The 20,199-nt window shown below is 68.2% G+C and carries 20 protein-coding genes, 1 tRNA gene and 2 pseudogenes; 16 read left to right on the top strand and 7 right to left on the bottom strand.

The window, feature by feature from the left end; translation table 11 throughout:
* Nucleotides 1-5 precede the first annotated feature (5 nt).
* The 4 genes from Q0994_RS22665 to Q0994_RS22650 are packed head-to-tail and all read left to right on the top strand — an operon-like array spanning nucleotide 6 to nucleotide 3,821.
* Nucleotides 6-896: a 4'-phosphopantetheinyl transferase superfamily protein gene (locus Q0994_RS22665; RefSeq protein WP_299537835.1), complete on the top strand. Its 891-nt coding sequence runs from the start codon at nucleotides 6-8 to the stop codon at nucleotides 894-896.
* Nucleotides 893-1,957, top strand: coding sequence for a methyltransferase (locus Q0994_RS22660; protein ID WP_299537834.1), 1,065 nt, complete (start codon nucleotides 893-895; stop codon nucleotides 1,955-1,957). The genes Q0994_RS22665 and Q0994_RS22660 overlap by 4 nt, the downstream gene beginning before the upstream one ends.
* Nucleotides 1,954-3,189: a M20 family metallopeptidase gene (locus tag Q0994_RS22655; RefSeq protein ID WP_299537833.1), complete on the top strand. Its 1,236-nt coding sequence runs from the start codon at nucleotides 1,954-1,956 to the stop codon at nucleotides 3,187-3,189. The genes Q0994_RS22660 and Q0994_RS22655 overlap by 4 nt, the downstream gene beginning before the upstream one ends.
* Nucleotides 3,186-3,821 (top strand): pyridoxamine 5'-phosphate oxidase family protein, encoded by a 636-nt coding sequence (locus tag Q0994_RS22650; RefSeq protein ID WP_299537831.1) that lies wholly within the window; start codon nucleotides 3,186-3,188, stop codon nucleotides 3,819-3,821. Before Q0994_RS22655 ends, Q0994_RS22650 begins: the two co-directional genes overlap by 4 nt.
* 296 nt (nucleotides 3,822-4,117) lie before the next feature.
* On the opposite strand, the gene Q0994_RS22645 is transcribed toward Q0994_RS22650, so the two are convergent.
* Together Q0994_RS22645 and Q0994_RS22640 are read right to left on the bottom strand one after the other, a co-directional pair.
* Complete coding sequence (locus Q0994_RS22645) at nucleotides 4,118-4,762, bottom strand: response regulator transcription factor (protein WP_299537830.1); 645 nt, start codon at nucleotides 4,760-4,762, stop codon at nucleotides 4,118-4,120.
* Complete coding sequence (locus tag Q0994_RS22640) at nucleotides 4,759-6,024, bottom strand: sensor histidine kinase (protein ID WP_299537829.1); 1,266 nt, start codon at nucleotides 6,022-6,024, stop codon at nucleotides 4,759-4,761. The genes Q0994_RS22645 and Q0994_RS22640 overlap by 4 nt, the downstream gene beginning before the upstream one ends.
* A 158-nt stretch (nucleotides 6,025-6,182) precedes the next feature.
* Between Q0994_RS22640 and Q0994_RS22635 the strand changes: the two genes are divergently transcribed.
* The 6 genes and pseudogenes from Q0994_RS22635 to Q0994_RS22610 all read left to right on the top strand — a co-directional run bounded on the left by Q0994_RS22635 (nucleotide 6,183) and on the right by Q0994_RS22610 (nucleotide 11,807).
* The gene (locus Q0994_RS22635; RefSeq protein ID WP_299537828.1) at nucleotides 6,183-6,818 is read left to right on the top strand and encodes a VanZ family protein; all 636 of its coding nucleotides are present in this window, start codon (nucleotides 6,183-6,185) and stop codon (nucleotides 6,816-6,818) included.
* Nucleotides 6,819-6,925: 107 nt separating this feature from the next.
* Entirely contained in the window at nucleotides 6,926-7,666 is a 741-nt protein-coding gene (locus Q0994_RS22630; RefSeq protein WP_299537826.1) for a DUF4232 domain-containing protein, read from the top strand.
* 287 nt (nucleotides 7,667-7,953) lie between these two features.
* On the top strand, nucleotides 7,954-8,265 hold the full coding sequence (locus Q0994_RS22625; protein WP_299537825.1) for a helix-turn-helix domain-containing protein: 312 nt from the start codon (nucleotides 7,954-7,956) through the stop codon (nucleotides 8,263-8,265).
* A gap of 1,106 nt (nucleotides 8,266-9,371) precedes the next feature.
* On the top strand, nucleotides 9,372-10,124 hold the full coding sequence (locus tag Q0994_RS22620) for a hypothetical protein (protein ID WP_299537824.1): 753 nt from the start codon (nucleotides 9,372-9,374) through the stop codon (nucleotides 10,122-10,124).
* Entirely contained in the window at nucleotides 10,121-10,303 is a 183-nt protein-coding gene (locus tag Q0994_RS22615) for a hypothetical protein (protein ID WP_030623264.1), read from the top strand. The genes Q0994_RS22620 and Q0994_RS22615 overlap by 4 nt, the downstream gene beginning before the upstream one ends.
* A 131-nt stretch (nucleotides 10,304-10,434) precedes the next feature.
* Nucleotides 10,435-11,807: pseudogene (locus tag Q0994_RS22610) on the top strand (IS1380 family transposase).
* A 629-nt stretch (nucleotides 11,808-12,436) separates the two neighbouring features.
* Here the strand turns inward: Q0994_RS22610 and Q0994_RS22605 are convergent.
* Nucleotides 12,437-12,509, bottom strand: a tRNA-Arg gene (locus Q0994_RS22605).
* Nucleotides 12,510-12,786: 277 nt separating this feature from the next.
* Here Q0994_RS22605 and Q0994_RS22600 point away from each other — a divergent pair.
* The 3 genes and pseudogenes from Q0994_RS22600 to Q0994_RS22590 all read left to right on the top strand — a co-directional run.
* Nucleotides 12,787-13,089 (top strand): annotated as a pseudogene (locus Q0994_RS22600) (transposase); the annotation flags it as partial.
* 17 nt (nucleotides 13,090-13,106) lie between these two features.
* A complete protein-coding gene (locus Q0994_RS22595) occupies nucleotides 13,107-13,676 on the top strand; it encodes a DDE-type integrase/transposase/recombinase (protein WP_299537823.1) in 570 nt (189 codons plus the stop codon).
* Nucleotides 13,673-13,972, top strand: coding sequence for an integrase core domain-containing protein (locus tag Q0994_RS22590; RefSeq protein WP_299537821.1), 300 nt, complete (start codon nucleotides 13,673-13,675; stop codon nucleotides 13,970-13,972). The genes Q0994_RS22595 and Q0994_RS22590 overlap by 4 nt, the downstream gene beginning before the upstream one ends.
* A 369-nt stretch (nucleotides 13,973-14,341) precedes the next feature.
* Here Q0994_RS22590 and Q0994_RS22585 read toward each other — a convergent pair whose 3' ends face one another.
* From Q0994_RS22585 to queC, 4 genes are read right to left on the bottom strand one after another with little or no spacing between them, the layout of a single operon-like run.
* Nucleotides 14,342-15,118, bottom strand: a complete 777-nt coding sequence (locus Q0994_RS22585; RefSeq protein WP_299537820.1) for a GTP cyclohydrolase I FolE2 — start codon at nucleotides 15,116-15,118, stop codon at nucleotides 14,342-14,344.
* Nucleotides 15,119-15,121: 3 nt separating this feature from the next.
* Nucleotides 15,122-15,478 carry a 6-carboxytetrahydropterin synthase QueD gene (queD, locus tag Q0994_RS22580; RefSeq protein ID WP_018551858.1) on the bottom strand — a complete coding sequence of 119 codons (357 nt, stop codon included), beginning with the start codon at nucleotides 15,476-15,478 and terminating at the stop codon, nucleotides 15,122-15,124.
* Nucleotides 15,478-16,113 (bottom strand): 7-carboxy-7-deazaguanine synthase, encoded by a 636-nt coding sequence (gene queE, locus Q0994_RS22575; RefSeq protein WP_299537816.1) that lies wholly within the window; start codon nucleotides 16,111-16,113, stop codon nucleotides 15,478-15,480. Before queE ends, queD begins: the two co-directional genes overlap by 1 nt.
* Before the next feature lie 2 nt (nucleotides 16,114-16,115).
* Nucleotides 16,116-16,811 carry a 7-cyano-7-deazaguanine synthase QueC gene (queC, locus tag Q0994_RS22570; RefSeq protein ID WP_071339525.1) on the bottom strand — a complete coding sequence of 232 codons (696 nt, stop codon included), beginning with the start codon at nucleotides 16,809-16,811 and terminating at the stop codon, nucleotides 16,116-16,118.
* Nucleotides 16,812-17,267: 456 nt separating this feature from the next.
* Between queC and Q0994_RS22565 the strand changes: the two genes are divergently transcribed.
* The 3 genes from Q0994_RS22565 to dpdA are packed head-to-tail and all read left to right on the top strand — an operon-like array spanning nucleotide 17,268 to nucleotide 20,178.
* Nucleotides 17,268-17,831 (top strand): hypothetical protein, encoded by a 564-nt coding sequence (locus Q0994_RS22565; protein WP_299537813.1) that lies wholly within the window; start codon nucleotides 17,268-17,270, stop codon nucleotides 17,829-17,831.
* Nucleotides 17,828-18,961, top strand: coding sequence for a DGQHR domain-containing protein DpdB (gene dbpB, locus Q0994_RS22560; RefSeq protein WP_299537812.1), 1,134 nt, complete (start codon nucleotides 17,828-17,830; stop codon nucleotides 18,959-18,961). Before Q0994_RS22565 ends, dbpB begins: the two co-directional genes overlap by 4 nt.
* Nucleotides 18,958-20,178, top strand: coding sequence for a tRNA-guanine transglycosylase DpdA (gene dpdA, locus Q0994_RS22555; protein WP_299537811.1), 1,221 nt, complete (start codon nucleotides 18,958-18,960; stop codon nucleotides 20,176-20,178). Before dbpB ends, dpdA begins: the two co-directional genes overlap by 4 nt.
* Nucleotides 20,179-20,199: the final 21 nt, after the last annotated feature.

Here is a 20,199-nt window from a genome sequence, read left to right as displayed (position 1 = left end):
CCGCGGTGCGCGACAGGGCGGCGGAGCCGCACGAGGGCGCAGGAGAGCGCCCGGACGCGGTGTTGGGCGTACGGGTCCCTGCCCCGCGCCCGGTGGCCGGGGCCGGCGCCCCGACCGTCGCGGTCGCGGACACCCGGACCGTACTGGCGCTGCCCGGCGCCCAGGCGTTCGCCCTCACCCCGGCCGAGACGCTCCGCCTCGCGGACGCCCGTACCGAAGCCGCCCGCGCGGACTTCGTCGCGGCGCACTTCCTGGCCCGCCTCTGCACCGCCCGCCGGACGGGGGGCTCGCCGCTCGACGTCGTCCTCCACCAGCGCTGCCCGGACTGCGACGGCCCGCACGGCCGCCCCCGCGTCGCCGTGCGCGGCGGGGGACCGGCGCCGGAGATCAGCCTCTCGTACGCCGGCGGGGTGGTGGCCGCCGCGGCCGCGGACCACCCCGTCGGCATCGACGTCGAACGGCTGCCGCGCCGGGGCGTGCCCGGCCGCGACATCCGCGCACTGCGCCGCTTCCTGACCCCCGGCGAGGCCGGGCGGATCCGCGGGTCCCCCGCCCCCGCGGACGCCCTGCTGCGCACCTGGGTCCGCAAGGAGGCGCTGGTCAAGGCGACCGGCGACGGCCTGCCCGCGATGGCGGGCCTGGACCTCTCGGACGTGCCGTGCGGCCCCTCGGCCCCCGGCCGGCCGTACCGGATCCGCGTGCCCGGCAGCCCCGGACCCCACGATCTGACCGACCTGACCGATGTACCGCCCGGCGTGGTCGGCGCGGTCGCGGTCGCCGTACCCGATGTTCCGTACCGCCCCTGTTCCCCCGCCGCCTCCGGCATGCGGTCGCTGCGGTCGCCCGGCCCCGACGAACCGATCGACACCCCCTCAGACCAGGGAGACACATCATGACCGAGGTACAGAAGCCGTTCACCCCGCACGAGAGCGTCATCCCCGACGCCCTGACCACGGTGCTGCTCGGACACAACGCCTTCCAGTTCATGCGTGCCGGGGTCGAACTCGGCCTCTTCGACCTGCTGGAGCGCAGCCCCGGAGCAGGCCGGCAGCAGCTCCTCGAAGAGCTCGGCCTCCAGGAGCGGGCCCTGGACATCCTGGTGCTGGGCGTCAGCTCGCTGAAGCTGGTGGAGCGCAGGGACGAGGGCTACTTCAACACCCAGTCCGTCTCCGACCTGTTCACCGGCGGCCACTGGGAGCTGGTCAAGGCGGTCGTCGGGTTCGAGGCGTACGTGACCTACCCCGGCCTGGTCGACTTCACCGAGTCGCTGCGGGACAACTCCAACGTCGGCCTGCGCCGCTACCCCGGAGACGGCGCCACCGTCTACCACCGGCTGAGCGAGGACCCCGAACTCCTCCAGGTCTTCTACCACTTCATGGGCACCTGGTCGGCGGTCGCCTCCAAGCACCTCATCAACTACGGGGACTTCAGCACCTCCCGCCGCATCCTCGACGTCGGCGGCGGCGACGCCACCATGGCCATCGCGGTGGCCAAGGCGAACCCCGAGGTCGAGGTCACCGTGCTGGAGATCCCGAAGGTGGTCGAACTGGCCCGCAAGCGGGTCGAGGAGGCCGGTCTCAGCGACCGCGTCAAGGTCGTCGAGGGGGACATCTTCGAGGACGCCTACCCCGAGGGGTACGACACGGTGATGTTCGTGCACCAGCTCCAGATCTGGCCGCAGGACCGCATCCGGGTGCTGCTGGGCCACGCGCACGCGGTGCTGCCGGACGGTGGCCGGGTCATGATCCTCAACTCCATGTCCGAGGACGGTTACGACGGCCCCCTGATGGCCGCCCTCGCCAGCCCCTTCTTCGCGGCGGTCGCCGGCGAGGGCGGGATGCTCTACGCCTGGGAGAAGTACGAGGAGTCCCTGAAGGAGGTCGGGTTCGACTCGGTGCTGCGCACCCGCTGCACCGACGCCATCACCCCGCACGGCATCATCACGGCGACCAAGTGACCGCCCCGCTGCCCGCGTACGGCCCGGTGGAGGACCTCGTACGCCTGCGCGAGGACCTCCACCGCGAGCCGGAAGTCGGTCTCGACCTGCCGCGGACCAGGGCGAAGGTGCTGGCCGCGCTCGACGGACTGCCTTTGGAGATCACGACGGGCAGCGCCCTGTCGTCCGTCACGGCCGTGCTCCGCGGCCGTGGCGGCGGCACGGCGGACGGCCCCCCGCCCGTGGTGCTGCTGCGCGCCGACATGGACGCGCTGCCCCTGACGGAGACGACCGGCGTCCCGTACGCCTCCGCGTACGAGGGCCGGATGCACGCCTGCGGGCACGACCTGCACACCGCCATGTTGGTCGGCGCCGCCCGGCAGCTCGCCGGGCAACGGGACGAGCTGGCCGGTGACGTGATCCTCATGTTCCAGCCGGGGGAGGAGGGACACCACGGCGCACGGCTGATGATCGAGGAAGGGGTCCTGGACGCGGCGGGCCCCGGCCGCCGCCCCGTCGCCGCCTACGCCCTGCACGTGGCGTCCTCGATGCTCCCGGCCGGCGTGGTCCTCACCCGCAAGGGCCCGCTGCTGGCCGGCGGCGACGCGCTGCGGGTGACCGTACGGGGCCGGGGCGGCCACGACTCCCAGCCGCATCTGCTCCGGGACCCGGTCCCGGCGGCCTGCGAGATGGTCCTGGCGCTACAGACGTACGCGAGCCGGGGCTTCGACCCCTTCGACCCGGTGCTGCTCTCCGTCGGCAGCATCCACGCGGGCACGGCCGCCAACATCGTCCCCGACGAGGCCGAGCTGAAGATCGGCGTACGGACCTTCGGGCCGGGCGCCAAGGCGCAGGTGCTGTCCGGGGTGACCCGCGTGCTGGAGGGGGTCGCGGCGGCCCACGGGGTGACGGTGGAGGTGGACCACGTCATGGACTACCCGGTCACCGTCGTCGACCCGGCCGAGGCGGACTTCGCCGCGGCGGTCGTCGACCGGACGCTGGGTCCGGGCCGGCTCGTCTGGTCCCCGACCCCGCTCAGCCCGTCGGAGGACTTCTCCTTCGTGCTGGACCAGGTGCCCGGCGCCATGCTCTTCCTCGGCGCCTGCCCACCGGACCGCGACCCCGCGAAGGCGAGCTTCAACCACAGCCCGGACGCCGTCTTCGGCAATGAGGTCCTCGGCGACGGCGCCCGCCTCCTCGCGGGCCTGGCCGCGGACCGGCTGGCGGCAGCGGCGGGACGGGCACCCGCATGAGCCGGTACGCACAAGTGGCCTTCACCGGGAACGTCCGGCGCGTGCAGGAGGAGAGGGGAAGCGCCCGCGCCATGGACCGGCTGCGGGACGGGCCGGCCCAACCCGACCGGCTCGGTCCCCGCGAGGCGGAGTTCATCGGGGCGCGGGACGGCTTCTACCTGGGGACGGTGGGCGAGGACGGTTGGCCGTACATCCAGCACCGGGGCGGTCCGGCCGGCTTCGTGCACGTCGTGGACGAGGGAACGCTGGCGTTCGCCGAGGTACGGGGCAACCGGCAGTACATCACCGCCGGCAACCTCCGGGGGGACGACCGGGTCTCGCTCTTCTTCATGGACTACGCCCACCAGGCACGGCTGAAGGTGCTCGGCCGCGCGGAGACCAGGAACGCCGAGGACTACACCGGGCTCCCGCAACGGATCGCGGAGGAGATCGGCAGGCTAGCCACCGACGGCCTTCGGGAACGGCTGATGCTCGTCCGGGTCGAAGGGCTGGCGTGGAACTGCGCCAAGCACATCACCCCGCGCTTCTCGCAGGCGGAACTCGCGGACTCGCTGGAAAAGGTCGCCGACCGGATCGCCGAACTGGAGGCGGAGAACCGGGAGTTGCGGGGGCGGCTGCGGGAGCGGGGCTGACGCGGGCTGTCACCTCCTGTCACCGGCCGGCACGGGCCCGCACCGGCTGACACGCGCCCCGGGGTTCGGCTGTGACGGGCTTCGGGGCCCGGGGGCACCGGGGCCCGGGGCTCCGGAGCCCGTCCGGGTTCCGCCGGCCGCGGGTCGCCGCGCTGCGTCTGCGGGTCTGCGGGACTGTGGGGTTACGGGGCCGTGGGTCTGCGGGTCTGCGGGTCTGTGGGGCTACGGGGTTACGGGGCTGTGGGTCTGCGGGTCTGCGGGGCTGTGGGGCTCGGGCCCCCGGTCCCCCGGGCGGGTCAGCGGGCGAGGCCGGACTCCCAGGTCCAGGCGGCTATCTCGACCCGGTTCCGTACCCCCAACTTCGCCTGAATATTGGTCAGATGGGTCTTCACTGTCCCCGTGCCGATGTGTAGGGCGGCCCCGATCTCGGTGTTGGTGTGACCGCGCGAGACGAGGGCCGCCACCTCGGTCTCGCGCTGCGACAGCGGTGAGGGGCGGGGCGCGGCGACGGCGGGACGGGCGAACTGATGGAGCAGCCGGACCGTGATCGACGGGCTGATCAGCGCCTCGCCGGAAGCGGCGGAGCGTACCGCCTCGGCCAGCAGCCGGGGCCCCGCGTCCTTGAGCAGGAAGCCGCAGGCGCCGTGGCGCAGGGCCTGGTGGACGTACTCGTCGTCGTCGAACGTCGTCACCATGACCACCTTCGGGGTGTGCGCGACACCCGGCCGGTGCAGGTGCCGTAGGGCCTCGATGCCGTTCAGGCGCGGCATCCTGATGTCCATGAGCACGACGTCCGGACGGTGCCGCTCGGCCTGCTGGATGGCGTCGACCCCGTCGGCGGCCTGGGCGACCACCTCGATGTCGTCCTCGGCCGCGAGGATCATGGCCATTCCGGTGCGCACGATCGCCTGGTCGTCCGCGAGAAGGACACGGATGGTCATCTGGTGGCCTGTCGTAGGGGGCGGGGGAGTTCGAGTCTGACGACCCAGCCGGTGCCGGCGCCGGAGCCGACATCCGTACCGGAGGCGGTCTCGTCGGCGGTGCCGGGGCCCGCGGTCAGGGTGCCGCCGGCGGCACCGGTGACCTCACGCAGGCCGCGCAGCCCGTAACCGGCGCCGTCCGACGTTCCGGGCCGGCCGTCGTCCGCTATCCGGGCGATCACCCGTCGGCGGGAGACGTCCAGGCTGACCCGTACGACGGTGCAGGACCGGGCGTGTTTGCGGATGTTCGTCAGCGCCTCCATGACGACGCGTTCCACCAGCCGGACGGCGTCGGCGGGAAGGGCGTCCACCGGGCCCGCCTCGACGAGATCGACCTGTACGCCGGGGATCCGGCACTCCGCCACGAGCGCGCGTACGCCGTCCGCACCCGGCGTGCGGGGGTCGGGTGCCGCGTCCTGCCGCAGCGCGCCCACCATCTTGCGCATGGCGCCCAGCGCCTCCGCGCCGGTGGACTCGATCAACTCCAGTGCGTCACCGACCGCTTCGGGCTTCTTCGCGGCCACGGCACGAGCCCCCTGGGCCTGCACCACGATGCCGGAGATGTGGTGGGCGACGAAGTCGTGCAGGTCGCGGGCGAAGGCCAGACGCTGTTCGAGCCGGATCTGCTCCGCGTGCTGCCGGCGCGACGCGACCACCAGGCGGACGGTGAGACCGGAGGCGAGGGCGCCACTGCCCACCAGGGTCAGGATGAGCGCCACGATGCTGCTGCCCTCGTCCACCTCGACCACCAGCGGACGCAGTACGAGGGCGGACAGCAGCAGCGGCAACGCGACGGCCGTCCCCTTGGGCGACCCCCGGCGTGCCGTGAGGTGCAGCAGCACCGTCAGGGCGACCGGCTCGAACAGGGTGTAGGTGTCGGACGCGTCGTCCGGCCCCGAGGCGCCGCCGGCCATCACCCCCAGCGCCGTGGAGCAGGCCAGCGAGACCACGGAGACCGCGCACGCCCCCCAGGCCAGCACCGGTGGCGGCAGCCGGATCCCCACGGCGGGGAAGGCGACCGCCGCCGCGCAGGTCGACAGGAACAGCAGGATCCCGGTGCCCTGGTGGATGAGGGTGCCGGCGTCGATGTCGAGCAGCAGGACCGCCCCGAGGAAGCAGAGGACCAAGGCGCCGACGGCGAACCTGCCGAGAGCGCGTGCTCCGGCGGCGCGGGTGCCTTCGGCGGGCCCACCGAAGGCGACGGCACGAAGTGGTCTGGGCATGGTCAGCACCTTAGCCGCGCCGGGAACCGGGCCCACTCCGCCGAAAGTCATAGGCCGCCGTCCGGGAATGGGCCCTTCGGCAGATCCGCGGCACCGGTGCCGGCACGGAGGCTGAGTGCTGTCAGAACCACCTGTCCCGACCGAAGGACCCCCTCCCCATGGACATCCGCTTCCAGGTGGACTCCGCGCCCGTTCTCGGCCCGCTCCTCGTCCTGTTCGCCGCCGTCACCGTCGTGCAGGTGTGGCGAGGCCGGTGGCGCAAGTACCACGCGCTGCTGCAACTGGCCGCGGGTGTCTACCTCTCGGCCGTGCTGTCCCTGACGATCTTCCCGTTGAACGTGACCTGGGGCGTGTACGCCAACCAGGCGCCCTGGGTCGGCCAGATCAACTTCATCCCGCTGCTCACCGCGGACCTCACCTTCGTCCCCAACGTCCTGATGCTGGTGCCCGCGGGTTTCCTGCTGCCGCTGCTGTTCCGGCACGCCACCTCACCGGGGCGGGCGGCCCTGATCACAGCCACGGTGAGCCTGACCCTCGAAGCCGCGCAGTTGCTCTCCTACATCGTCCTCAACAACGGCCGGTCGGTGGACGTCAACGACGTCCTCGCCAACACGCTCGGAGGGCTGGCGGGTTACGCCCTCGCCCGGCTCGCCCTGAGGGCGCCGAGCCTGCGCGCCCCGCTGCTGGCCGCGGCGCGGCCCGGCTCGGCCGCGCTGCGGGAGGAGCACCGCCGGACCACGGCCGGGGACCCACCCCCGCCCGCCCCGATCGCCGACCCCGTCGTCCGCCCCTGACCGGCCGGCCCGGCACCGCCTCCGCGGCGCCCCAGCCTTCCCGACCCGTACACGTCTCCGCGCACCCACGTATCCACCCGTCCACGTACGTAGAAGGAACCCTCACCATGCTGAACCGTCGCCTGCGCACCGCTCTCCTCGTCGCCGCCGCCGTCACGGCCGGCTTCCTGGCCACCGCCTGCGGGGAGGGCTCGACCGGAGCGGACTCCACCGCCGCCTCCGACGCGGGCACCCCCACCCCGGACGCCCCCACCCCCTCGCCGAGCGGCTCCCCGAAGACGTCCGCCGGGGCCGAGGCCGACGGAGCCGCGAAGCCCGCCGCCTCCGAGGACACGGCCCCCGCCGCAGCATCGGGATCGGGCTCGGGTTCCGGTTCCGGCTCGGGCGGCGGTTCGCGGTCCGGTACCGGCTCGGACACCTCGGAGGCCGCGGACAAGACCGGCTACGGCCAGTCCTGCGGCACCAACGACCTCGTGTGGGGGGCCAAGGAGATGAGCCAGGCCGGTGGCTACTACCGGATCAGCGTCAAGGCCAAGGCCGGCATCACCTGCGCCCTGCCCGGCGGCCTGCCCGTCATCGCCTTCGGCTCGGGCGGCACCCAGGCCGGCCCGGCGGAGCAGGTGGCGGGCGACGAGATCACTCTGTCCGGCACCACCACCGCGTACGCCGGAGTGAGCCCGAAGACCACCCCCGACGACGGCGGCACCGAGTACAGCACCGTCATCGTCTCCGTCACCGACGAGGACCCCAACCCCCTCTCGCTGAAGGTCGGCAGCGTCCTCGTCGACGCCCCCATCGTCACCAACTGGCACACCGACCCGCAAGCCGCGGTGCCGTTCACCTCGTGAGGGTTGGCGGGCGACGGGGCCGCTCGGCGTCGGCGACGCGCACGCCCGGTCATCGAGACACCGTCGTACCGGGTCTCGAACGAACGGACGATCTCGCCGCCCCGTCGAGCCCCGGCTGCGCGGCCGGTCCGCGACCTGTAGACGGCCCCGGACGAGGAGTGCGGGGCCGAAGCGGCACCGCCCCCCGGGGAAAGGCGGCTCGGTAGTTCTCGCGTGTTCGCGAGGCTTCCCGGCCTGGTGTGTGCCCTATCCGTTCCGGACCGACTGGAGGCAGCGGTTTTTCGGGGTTGAGGTGGCAGCACGGCCTGGAGCGGTGCAGCTCCGAGCGCCGTGACGGACTTGCGGAGTACGTCGAGGCGCGGCTGGCCCGCGATCTTGGACAGGCGGTCTACAGCCGGCGGGTCGAACTCAGCCTGTCCCAGGCGGAGCTGGCTGGGCGGGCCGGGATGACTCAGCCCCAGGTCTCCCGGATGGAGGGCGGCGACACCGTACCGACTCTCCCGCTGCTGCGGCGCTTGGCCAAGGCCCTGGACGGCACGCTGAACCTGACCATCGACGAAGGCGACTCGCATGTCACCTTCACCCCGCACGCCGCCTGAGTCTCTGACAAGCGGGCCGTCGGCCACGGATCCCGAAGGGCGCCTACGAAGATCCGTAGGTGCCCTTCTCTCAGTTCCCCCGGCAGGATTCGAGCCTGCGACACCCACTTCCGGAGTGGGATCGAATCCGTGCCGGGTAGTGCTACGCCTTGCCGCAGGGCACTGTTCTGCCTGATCAACGCCCTGCGGCGTCGCGCTCCATCCGGCTTGTGGCGCCCTGTGCTGGCCCGTCTGCTCACGCATCGCGCACGCACGCTAGGCCGGTCGGGAATCCAGTCGCCGAGAGCTCGGCCATGCATCGAACAGCTGAGGCTTGCCGCTGCGGACTCGCTCGTAGCAACACCCGTCATTGGAGCGGATGGCAGCCCGGCACGGCCGGGCGACTCCCAGTCGTCACCTCGATGACAGCTGCTTTCCGCTGGGGCTCCGAACGCGTCGACGCGTGGAGGCCATGGAGCGCATAGCCCCGTTGCGAGGCCCCGCGGCGCGTCACCGACACTGCTCGGCAAGCTCGTCAGTGGCCAGTGCGCCGCCTCCGCTCGGCTCCCTGGGCCACCTTCGAGGAACTGGTCGTTATCGCCATCCCGAGCCTGTTGAGCAGGTTGCAACGTACAGAGATTTACGGCAACATCGCTAGCCGGGTCGGATAGGCGGCCTGTTCCGGCACTGCGCTGCCCCATCTGCAGTGCCAACAGAGGGACGAAGAAGCCAGCGCTGCACCTGTTGTGGTTGAAACCTGCTCTTGCGCGCCCAAACTCGGGCGTACCGATCAGTTTTCGAGTGTTCAGGGGCGGCAGCGCTCGAGGACGGATCGCACTGTGGCCGCTGGTGGTCGCCTCACCCGCCTTGCCCGCACCCGAAGCTGCTACTCCGGGGAGCCGTTCCAATATGCCTCGGAAGCTCTTCGGGTCCATCGCCGTGCTCCATTGCTCCCGGACGCTCACGGCGGACAAGCACTCCTCGAAGCTCAGGTGATGAAGGAGCTTGGCCGCGGAGGGGAGTGGTGGGCACATCCGGTCGGAATCGCTGGCATGCGTCTGACGCCTGGACAATCCGTGGTGGTCCTCGACAGTCACAGTTGGTCCTTTCCTGGCCGGAAGTTCCCGATGGCCGACTATGCGCTGGCGCATCTGCTTCCGTCTGCAGAACCCGGCGTCCAGGTCAGTGGTGTGATGCGGCTGCGTGTCGTTGCAGTACGCGACGCAGATCTTCATCTCGAATTGGCTGGCACCGAAAGTCGGTTGGTCCTGAGGGGAGCCCCGGGTACCCGCTGGCATCTCTTGCTCGCACAACGAAGGCGCGACCTGGAAGAGGATGGCTTCGTGCCCTTGTGGGGTGTGACCGGGCCGTCGCCCTACGAGCTGGAGGACGAGCGTCAGTTCGCCTCACTCATGCAAACGGGTCGGGATCTGGCGTGGCTCGGCTCAGGACTCCTTCGCCGCATCGCGATCTTCCAGAACTTCAGCACTGCTTACTCGACTCGAGCTTGGATCACCGGGGAGGAGTGGATCTTCGAGCTGGATACGCATCGCGACGCACCCCTCAAACATGACGCGTTTCTCGACCGCCTTATGGACGATGTCTGGGGGCTGCCACTGAGGATCGGACGCTGCTACTGCGACTGCAGTCTGCAGGGGACGGCGCGGGGCTATCAGTGCACGTTCTATCTGGAGCACCAGAGCCCCGACGTGCGAGGGGTGATGCAGATCCGCTTCAGGTGGGGGGACACTGCCTACGGCGACGATGTTCGGCAGAGGCTGGAAGACCTCAACGCCAATCGAGACTGGCTCGACAGAGTGCTGCCCCGCCGAACCGATCGGGCTAGTGGCTCGGCTGTCCGGAAGGGCGGAGCCCGATGAACTGGGACAGCCTTGCCCTGTTGATCCTGGCCCTGTCGGGTGCCTTGAGCCTGCTGCTGTCGCAGGCCCGCGATGTCTTGGCGAAGACGGCAGAGGTCATCCATGCCTGGCGTGAAATTCAGCAGAGCCTGCGGGCAGAGGACAGGCCGCCGAGTCGGCAGGACCTGCCGCGTGATTGAGGCGACTAACCTCGCGCTTTCACGTAGCGGCTTGTCCGAGGCTTGATCAAATAGACGGGAAGTGCTCCTGACCTGCAACGATAGGACTTGCTGAGGGTCCTGTTGGCTGCGAGGAAACAAGCACTTCCCAGGTGAAGAAGCGTATCGGGTCGTACCCGCATGTCCGTGCGAGGCCGGCGGCCGCGGGATGGTCTCCCAGGCAGGGGCCGTGCTGCTGGTGGAGACGATCCACAAGACCGGCCTTGACCAGGCGATGTCAGCCGCGCTCGCCCCGTGGCGTAAGCACCGGACCGTCCACGACCCGGGGAAGGTTCTCCTGGACGTCGCTCTCGCGGTCGCCCTGGACGGGGACTGCCTCGCCGATGTGGGAATGCTGCGGGCGGAGCCGTCCGTGTTCGGGCCGGTGGTCTCCGATCCGACGGTCTCCCGCCTGATCGGCCGACTGGCCGCAGGAGGAAGCAGGCCCTGGCCGCGCTTCGCATGGCCCGGGCCGAAGTATGCGCACATATACGGAAGTTGGCCGGTGACGCGGCGCCGGACGCGGGCGGGCAGGTGATCGTGGACATCGACGGGGTCCTCGTTCTGGCGCACTCCGAGAAGCAGGACGCTGCCGCGACCTGGAAGAAGATGTTCGGGCACCACCCCCTGATGGGGTTCGTCGACCATGGCCGTGGCGGGTCCCGCGAGCCGGTCGTGGGTCTGCTGCGGCCCGGAAACGCGGGCTCCAACACCGCCGCCGACCACATCGAAGCCACGACGCTGGCCCTGGCGCAGCTGCCGAAACGGTTGCGGCGGGGACGACAGACGCTGATCCGTACCGACTCCGGCGGCGGCACCCACGAGTTCGTCGCCTGGCTCGCCCGGCGCGGGCGGTGGCTGTCGTACTCGGTCGGCATGACCATCACCGACGCCATCCACCAGGGCGTTCTCAAGGTGCCGGCCTCGGCCTGGACACCAGCCGTCGAACCCGACGGCGACGTCCGCGACGGCGCCTGGATCGCCGAACTCGCCGGCGACTGCCTGACCGGCTGGCCGAAGGGGCTGCGGCTGATCGTGCGGAAGGAACGGCCGCACCCCGGAGCCCACTTGCGCTTCACCGTCGCCGACGGAATGCGCTTGACCTGCTTCGCCACCAACACCCCCCCACGCGCCGATCGCCGAACTGGAACTGCGCCACCGCCAGCGGGCACGGGCCGAGGACCGTATCCGCGCCGCCCGCGCCACCGGTCTGCGCAACCTCCCCCTCCACGAGACCGCACAGAACCAGATCTGGCTGGAGATCGTCCAGCTCGCGCTCGACCTGCTTGCCTGGATGCCCCTGCTCGCTCTGACGGGCAGGGCCCGGCTCTGGGAGCCCCGCCGCCTGCCTCGGTTGTTCTCCATCGCCGCGCAGCTGGTGACCACCGGCCGCCGCCGCTATCTCCGCCTCTCGGAGCACTGGCCCTGGACCGACGTGATCACGAATGCCCTGGACCGGCTCCACGTTCTCCCGAACCCCGCCTGACGGGCACCTCCCCACCCCCGCGAACAGCAATACCAAGCCGGAGCTGTGGAACCCGGCGCACCCCGACGCGACAGACGAGCCGTCGGCCTGTCCGCCATCGGGCACAGAGCGCGAAACGGTCTGCCGACACCATCGGCGGACCGTCACGAAAGATCGAGGCTAACGCACCGCGTACGCGAACGGCCCCCGACGAGGTATCCGCTGGATGCGGGTAGACGCACCACAAGACGCGGAGCTGGGCTGCCCAGTGGTGGTGGCGATGCGCTTGCCTGGGATCTGCCGGTAGAAGGACAGTTTCAACTGGGGCCGCTGGGGCCTACGCGGCCGGTGCCGCCTTGAAGGGGCATCCAGGAGATACTCGGCCACTCCCCGATCACATCACGGCGGACACGTACACGAGCCTGCTCCCCGAGGCGGATCTTGCGATCACCGAGGCTGCGGCCCGTCTCATACCGCGTGCATGCGCCCCTCGCGACGTGCCGGATGGTGCTGATCGGTTGGGGGAAATTTCGGGGGCTGCCACCCCGTCCGCTCACGCAGCGCGCACGCAAACGGCCCCGGACGGGACGTCCGAGGCCGAGTGAGACCCTCCCTGGGGGTTAAACCCCAGGTCAAGGCGATGCCTGTTGTGCCCCCGGCAGGATTCGAACCTGCGACACCCGCTTTAGGAGAGCGGTGCTCTATCCCCTGAGCTACGAAGGCGAAGGCGGGGATCTGTACAAAAATGTGTCTAAAACGGCGCAATGCACGGAGCCGATTCTTGACATGTTTTGGACAGGTTGGTGATCGACCTGTGAGGGTCTGCTCGCCGCCGCCATTGTAGCGGGTGGCGTGCTCGATGTACGGGGCGTGTGGCGGGCTGGGGATCTTGTCCTGGGGCTGGGTGCTGGGGTGGGGTGGCCTGCGGAGGGTGTCAGGAGTGGAGTGGGCTTGATCCGCTTTGACGGACATTCGAGATCTGGGGTTCAGCCCCGGGAGGATGTCCATCATGGAGAGCATGGGGAAGAAGAAGCCTCGCCGCCCTTGTCGTTCGTTCACGCCGGAGTTCAAGGCCGAGATCGTCGATCTGTGCCGACGAGGTGACCGCTCGGTCGGGCAGGTCGCTAGAGACTTCGAACTGACCGAGACCGGGGTGCGCCACTGGGTGAAGCAGGCCGAGGTCGACGCGGGCGAGCGCAACGGCGGGCTGACCAGCAGTGAGCGCGAGGAACTGGTCGCGTTGCGGCGGCAGAACCGCCGGCTGCGTGAGGATGTCGACGTCCTCAAACGGGCCACAGCTTTCTTCGCGAAGGAGACCCGGTGACGGTGCACCCGTTCATCGAGGCGGAGAAGTGTGCAGGTCACAGCGTCAAGCGGGCGTGTGAGCTGATGAAGGTCTCCCGGACCGCCTTCTATGCCCGTCGCTCCGGTCTGCCCGGCCCTCGCGCGGTGCGTGATGCCGAGCTGACCAAGCAGATCAGCCAGGTTCATGCGAGATCACGCGGAACCTACGGGGCCCCACGCGTGCATGCTCATGCGCGAGGGTGCCGGGTGCGGCCGTCGTCGTGTCGCTCGACTGATGCGGGCCGTCGGGCTGCAAGGCCGGCACCGCCGACGACGGCACGTGACCACGACCCCGATCCCAGGGCTGCCTTCCGTCCCGACCTCATCGTCCGCGCCTTCCAGCCCGACCGCACCGCGCTCGATGCCCGCTGGTGCGGCGACATCACGTATGTCCCGACGGAGGAGGGCTGGCTCTATCTGGCCACGGTCATCGACATCGCCTCCCGGCGCGTAGTCGGCTGGGCAACCGCCGATCACCTGCGGACCGAGCTGGTTGTTGAGGCGCTGACAGCCGCCTGCCGGCAGCGTCGCCCACCCATCCCGTGATCTTCCATTCGGATCGCGGCTGCCAATACACCAGCCAGCAATTCGCCGCCCTGGCAGCCCGGTTCGGGGCCCGGCTGTCGGTCGGCCGCACCGGCCAGTGCTGGGACAACGCGCTCGCAGAGTCGTTCTTCTCAACCATCAAACGCGAACTGCTCGGCACCTCCGCCTGGCCAAGCCGAGCCGCAGCCCGCACCGCGATCTTCGACTTCATCGAAGGCTGGTACAACTTGCACCGACTGCACAGCAGCCTCGGCTACCTCAGCCCCGCCGAGTACGAGACCGCACTCGCAGCCTGACCACCACACCAATGGTGTCCGTCAAAGCGGAGCAAGCTCAGCCGAAGACTCCACCGCCGCTACGAACGCAAGGCCGACCACTTCCTGGCGTTCACCAGCATCGCCTGCACCCTCATCTGCTACCGCAGGCTAGCCAAATGAGATGACTTCCTAGTCGGAGCGATTTATATAGCGCAAGTACTCGCGGCCTCTCGGGGCCACGCCGCGAGACGGCGACGAGGGCCGGGTGCGCTACGGGCGCTGCAGTCCCGACCGGAGTCGTGCACGGTGGTTGGCCCTGGTGGCAGGCGTGACCGTTGGTCGGCGTCACTCGGCTAGGAATCGCCCACTGATCGTTCCGTGATGGTGGCCGGAGTCGCCCTTGGTGGGTCAGGAGTGGTTGTAGGTGAGGGTTGCGATGGCGTCGTGGCTGTGGATGCTTTCCAGGTTCTTCGCCGTGACGGTGTGGGTGAGTCCTCTGTCCCGGCAGGTGAGGCTTATGTCCCGGATGATGTCTTCGACAAAGACGGGGTGGTCGTAGGCCTGCATGGTGACTACGCGTTCGTCAGGCCGCTTGATAAGCGGGATGACGGGAGCGGAGCCACTGGCGCGCAACAAGTGGATGATCTCGTGGACGGGCAGGGGATAAGGGGTGTCGTCGGTGCCGGTGATCTCCAAAGTGATCTCGCTGCGCTGGTTGTGGGCGCCGTAATCCGAGATGGCTTTGGAGCAGGGGCACAGGCTGGTGACGTGCGTGGTCACCGAGGTGGTGACAGTGCATCCAGAAGCGGTGATGCGTCCGGTGACGGTGACGTCGTGGGCCTGCCAGGATTCTCGCTGGCTGGCGGGGGCGGTGACCGTCGTGGCGATGGGCAGGCTCAGAGTGAGGGTGAGAGCCGGTGTATCGAGCAGGGCGAGGCCACGCTTGAGGGCGATGGGGAACTCCTGCGGGGTCAACGTGGCGACTTCCTCGTGCACGAGCGCGACCATGCGGCTCATGTGGGTGCCGCGCCGGTCGGCTTGAAGGCCGACGGTGGCGCTGATCTCAGCAATGCCCTGCTGTCGTGTGTAGCCGTCGTCGAAGGTGAGGGGGTAACGCAGGCCGCTGATGCCCACCTCGTCGATGGCAATGCCGCGGCGGTCGTGTTCGTTTTGGATGTCGTGCATGCCTTACACGCCTCGATAGGTGCATCCGGAGGTGCAGGTTTCCCGCACGGTGATCTCGGACAGTGCGGGAAGTTCGCCGATCAGCCGGTCCCAGATCCAGCGGGCCAGGTTCTCGCTGGTGGGGTTGTCCAGGCCTTCGATGTCGTTCAGGTAGTAGTGGTCGAGTTGAGCATCGATGGGTTTGAAGGCCCGCTTGATGTCGCCGAAGTCCATCACCCAGCCCAGTTCTGCATCGACGGGGGCTTCGACGTGCACGATCACCTTGTAGGAGTGGCCGTGGAGGCGGGCACACTTGTGGCCCTCAGGTACGCGCGGCAGGCGGTGCGCTGCTTCGAAGGTGAACTCGCGAAAGATTTCCATTACTGAATTCCCAGATACTTGTGCGTCTGGAGGGAGAGAGTCCAGCGCGGGTTCTTCATGCAGTATTCGACGGTGGCACGGGTATGGGCTTCACGGTGAGCGTCATCCAGCGGTTGCAGCCTGAAGTGCCGGAAGTCCAGTTCTTCGAACTGGGCGGGGTCGCCGCCGGCCTGCGGGTAGACCAGTTTCAGCTCGTCACCCTGGGTGAGGGCCAGGGTGGAGCCGATCTTGGGGCTAACGCACAACCAGTCGATTCCTCGTGGGGCCGGGCGAGTGCCGTTTGTTTCCACTGCGATTTCGAAGCCGCGCTCGTGCAGAGCATCGATGGCTTCTTCATCCAGTTGCAGCAGAGGCTCTCCGCCGGTGCAGACCACGAACCGTTGGGCTCGATCGGTCGTGGGCCAGGCGGCCTCCACGGCATCGGCCAGTTCCTGCGGGGTGCGAAAGCGGCCGCCACCTTCACCGTCGGTGCCGACGAAGTCGGTGTCGCAGAACTGGCAGATGGCGCGGGTCCTGTCCTGTTCCCGGCCCGTCCAGAGGTTGCAGCGGGAGAAGCGGCAGAAGACCGCCGGACGCCCTGCGTGGCTGCCTTCTCCCTGCAGGGTGTAGAAGATTTCCTTGATCAGGTAGGTCATGCTCAGGCGCTCTGATACCGGACGGGGTCCTTCACGCCGGCTTCAGCGAAGCCCTTCAGGCGCAGCAGGCAGGTGTCGCACTTACCGCAGGCGCGCCCCTGCTCGTCGGGGTCGTAGCAGGAGGAAGTCAGGGAGTAGTCCACGCCCAGTCGCAGGCCCTCGCGCACGATGTCGGCCTTGGACAGCGCGATCAGGGGGGAATGCAGGGTGATCTTGGAGGTTCCTTCCACACCGGCTCGGGTGGCCAGGTTGGCCATGGTGGCGAAGGCCTCCATGTACTCGGGGCGGCAGTCAGGGTAGCCGCTGTAGTCCACGGCTGTGACCCCGGTGAAGATGTCGCTGGCACCGACCGTCTCGGCGAACGCCAGCGCAAATGAGAGGAAAATCGTGTTGCGGGCCGGCACATACGTGATCGGCACCCCACCCTCCTCGACGTCCTCCAGGGTCTCGTGCTTGGGCACCTCAATGTCAGATGTCAGGGCAGAGCCGCCGAAGACCCGCAGATCGATGTCGGCAATGACGTGCCGGGCCACGCCCTGGGTCTGCGCCACGCGCTGAGCCGCCTCCAACTCGATGCTGTGCCGCTGGCCGTAGCGGAAGCTGAGCGCGTAGGGAGTGAATCCCTGGTCCTTGGCGATGGCCAGCACCGTGGTCGAGTCCAGGCCGCCGCTCAGCAACACGATCGCGGGACGGTCCATGCTGTCACTCCCCTATCTGCAGTCCAGTTTCCTCAGTTGAGGCAGGTGCAGCCTACCCCCCTAACTACCGGCTACAGTAATCACAACAAGAATCGAGTTACGGAAGCCAGGGGTCGAGCCGCAGTGAACGAGTTGCCCATCGTCGTCACGTGCACGGACCGGAAGGCCTCACCACCCCCCGCGGACCTGCAAGCCCGCACCCTGCCCACCGGCGATTTGCCGCAGCGAGCCGCGGAATGGGCACGTCGCCTGCAGGTAGTCCAGGGCCGGCGGGCGAAACTGCAGGACCTCTACCAGGGGGATCAGTGGCGGCGTGCGCTCGCTCTCACCGACGCCGCAGTTCGAGCAGGGTTTGTCCCTCGCCTCTATGTAGCCTCGGCCGGCCTGGGCCTCCGGCAAGTCTCCAGCCTGGCGCCGTCGTATGCAGCGACTTTCGTACCACGACACGCAGATTCCGTGGCTTTCTCCAGTCCTGAAGCATCCCGGTGGTGGGATCACCTGCAGCACCTGGACGGCACCAGCGATCTGTCTAAGATCGCCACGGCCACCGGACGGGCACTGGTGGTGCTGTCGGAGACCTACGCCCGGGCCATGCAGCGGGACTTGCGTGGGCTCGCGGCCGCCGACGCCGAGGTGGTGCTGATCGGGGGCGCCTGCGATCTGGACGGGGTGCTGCGTGTGCCGGCCAATGCCGCCCTGCGGCAGGCCCTCGGCGGAACCCTCACCAGCTTGAACGCCCGCATGGCGGCCGCCTGGCTCGAGCACTGCACGCCGGGCCGCCTTATCAGCCCTGAGGCACAGGCGCGTTGGGATGCCTGGGCCTCTCAGGCGGCCCGGCCCGAACGTTACGCCCGCACGCCTATGTCGGACGAGCTGGTGACCGCCTTCATCAAAGAGATGAAGGCCCTCCACCCCGACTCCTCCCGCACTCGACTGCTGCGTCTCTTCAGAGACAAGGGGATGGCCTGTGAACAGAAGCGCTTCGCAGACCTGTACACATCAACGATTGGCCGCGGATGACTTTCACTGTGCTTAAGCGTCGGGCCCTGCGGATCGAGCAGCACCCCACGATCCCGCTTTATGTGTTCACGTTGGCGGCAGAAGAGGTGCACCAGGTCGCCGACGTCGCGCGGATCTCCCGGGACGAGGCCGGCAGGCTCATCGGCTACCAGCGCCCCGAGAAAAAGCAGCACGTCAAGCAGATCCTGGAGTATCTCGACAGTGACGAGGTCCTCTTTCCCAACGGACTGATCCTCGCCTTGCCCTCCAGTGTGCGGTTCAAGTCCAGCCCCGGCCCCAGCAGCAGCGACGGCCTGTGTACCTCCGGGACGCTGGAGATCCCTCTCCCCGATTCCGCCGATGCCCCCCGGCCGGCCTGGATCGTCGACGGCCAGCAGCGCAGCCTCGCTCTGGCACGTACCCGCAACACCCGCCTGGCCGTGACCATTGCCGGGTTCGTCGCCGAAGACCTGGAAACCCAACGAGACCAGTTCCTGCGCGTGAACACGGTCTCTCCGCTGCCGACCAACCTCGTCACCGAACTGCTTCCCGAAGTCGGCACGGTACTGCCGACCAAACTGTCCGCCAGGAAACTTCCTTCGGTCCTGGTCGAAGCCCTCAATCAGGACAAGGATTCGCCCTTCCATGGGTTGGTGCGCCGCCCTTCCACCACTGCCGAGCAGAAAGCGGAGGCTGTTGTCACCGACAACAGCCTCACCACGGCCATACAAGAATCCCTCAACTCCCCTTCGGGTGTTTTCTTCCCCTACAAAAATCTGTCCAATGGCACCGTCGACACTGCCACCATCCGGCAGATTCTTGTCATCTATTGGAATGCTGTCCGCGACACCTTCCCGGAAGCGTGGGGCCTGCCGGCGACTCGGAGTCGGCTGATGCACGGAGTGGGCATCCGGTCCATGGGGCGTCTCATGGACCGCGTAATGATGGCCATCCCCCCTGCATCCCCCCATGCGCTTGAGCAGGCACGGGCAGAACTCGCACTAGTCGCACCGCACTGCCGTTGGACCGACGGGCGCTGGCCGGATCTGAACATTCCTTGGAACGAACTCCAGAACAACCCGCGCCACATCAGTACCCTGTCGAACTACCTCCTCCGTATCTATGTGCAGGAAAAGGCAAAAGCCGCGTGAAATTCTATTTTCCTGACAGTCAGGACCTGGTGAGCCCCACCTACGACTTCGTCAACGACGAGTACTCCCCCTATCGAGTGCGCCAACGGGACGACGTCTACGCTCACCAGGTTGTGACGCCGATCCCATACGACGGGATCCTCGTCAGCAAGGCGGTTGTCGACGGATCCGTGAAAGGCTCGGGGAAATACTCCTCCCCGCAGCGCGAGCGTTTCTACCGGCTGGGCGTGAGAAATTTTTTCCGTCTCCCCGAAGTCTGTGCCACGATCGGTGACTGTGGTGCCTTCAACTATATAGACGAAGAGCGTCCGCCTTACGAGGTGGATGAAGTCATGGACTTCTACGGCCGTTGTGGATTCGATGCGGGAATTAGTATCGACCACATTATCTTCGGATATATTCCCGAAGAGTCTGATAAGCAGCCCGAAGATGCCTGGATCGCCCGGCAGCAAATCTCCCTGGAACTTGCCGAAGAATTCATTACCGCAACACGAAAATCAGGCGCGCGCTTCGAACCGGTCGGTGCAGCACAGGGCTGGGGCCCGCAAAGCTACGCGCACAGTGTGAACCAATTGCAGAAGATGGGTTACCGGCGCATCGCACTGGGTGGCATGGTACCCCTCAAATCGCACGAAATCCTCTCCTGTCTGCGCGCCATCGACGACATTCGCTCCCCGGGAACAGGACTGCATCTCCTCGGCATCAACCGGGTGGACAGCATGGAACAGTTCGCCCACCACGGCGTGACCAGTTTCGACAGTACCTCCGTTTTCCGTCAGGCCTTCATGGATGACCGCAATAACTACCACTCGGCCACCGACTCCTACACGGCCATCAGGGTCCCCCAAGTCGACGGAAACCCCGCACTCAAGCGGCTCATCCTGTCCGGGAACGTGTCGCAGGCAGAAGCAATCACTGCCGAGCGAGCCAGCCTGCGCGCCCTACGCGAATTTGATCGCGAGGAAACATCCATAGAGGAGGTCCTGATTGCCCTCGGAACCTACGAATCCCTGGTACTCGGGCCGAAAAAGAAAAGCTACCTCGAAGTGTACGAGCGCACCCTGAGCGATGCGCCCTGGCGCATCTGCCCCTGCGCCCTGTGCGAGAAACACGGAATTGAGATCGTGATATTCCGGGGGAGTGAGCGAAACAAGCGTCGCGGATTTCATAATTTGACCGTACTCGAAGCGAAAATGCGATCACTCACCTTCGGGTAAGATCCGCCCTCTACTTTTTAC

This window comes from uncultured Streptomyces sp., assembly GCF_947488945.1.
Classification (GTDB): domain Bacteria; phylum Actinomycetota; class Actinomycetes; order Streptomycetales; family Streptomycetaceae; genus Streptomyces.
Note: the sequence above shows the minus strand (reverse complement) of the source record. Positions and strands in the feature narration are given on the sequence as shown.

Coding starts and splice junctions, on each gene's coding strand:
- dbpB (WP_299537812.1), top strand. CDS start 17,828: ATGACTTTCACTGTGCTTAAGCGTCGGGCCCTGCGGATCGAGCAGCAC.
- Q0994_RS22630 (WP_299537826.1), top strand. CDS start 6,926: ATGCTGAACCGTCGCCTGCGCACCGCTCTCCTCGTCGCCGCCGCCGTC.
- Q0994_RS22615 (WP_030623264.1), top strand. CDS start 10,121: ATGAACTGGGACAGCCTTGCCCTGTTGATCCTGGCCCTGTCGGGTGCC.
- queD (WP_018551858.1), bottom strand. CDS start 15,478: ATGGAAATCTTTCGCGAGTTCACCTTCGAAGCAGCGCACCGCCTGCCG.
- Q0994_RS22620 (WP_299537824.1), top strand. CDS start 9,372: ATGGCCGACTATGCGCTGGCGCATCTGCTTCCGTCTGCAGAACCCGGC.
- Q0994_RS22640 (WP_299537829.1), bottom strand. CDS start 6,024: ATGCCCAGACCACTTCGTGCCGTCGCCTTCGGTGGGCCCGCCGAAGGC.
- Q0994_RS22650 (WP_299537831.1), top strand. CDS start 3,186: ATGAGCCGGTACGCACAAGTGGCCTTCACCGGGAACGTCCGGCGCGTG.
- Q0994_RS22635 (WP_299537828.1), top strand. CDS start 6,183: ATGGACATCCGCTTCCAGGTGGACTCCGCGCCCGTTCTCGGCCCGCTC.
- queE (WP_299537816.1), bottom strand. CDS start 16,113: ATGACCTACCTGATCAAGGAAATCTTCTACACCCTGCAGGGAGAAGGC.
- Q0994_RS22585 (WP_299537820.1), bottom strand. CDS start 15,118: ATGCACGACATCCAAAACGAACACGACCGCCGCGGCATTGCCATCGAC.
- Q0994_RS22645 (WP_299537830.1), bottom strand. CDS start 4,762: ATGACCATCCGTGTCCTTCTCGCGGACGACCAGGCGATCGTGCGCACC.
- queC (WP_071339525.1), bottom strand. CDS start 16,811: ATGGACCGTCCCGCGATCGTGTTGCTGAGCGGCGGCCTGGACTCGACC.
- Q0994_RS22660 (WP_299537834.1), top strand. CDS start 893: ATGACCGAGGTACAGAAGCCGTTCACCCCGCACGAGAGCGTCATCCCC.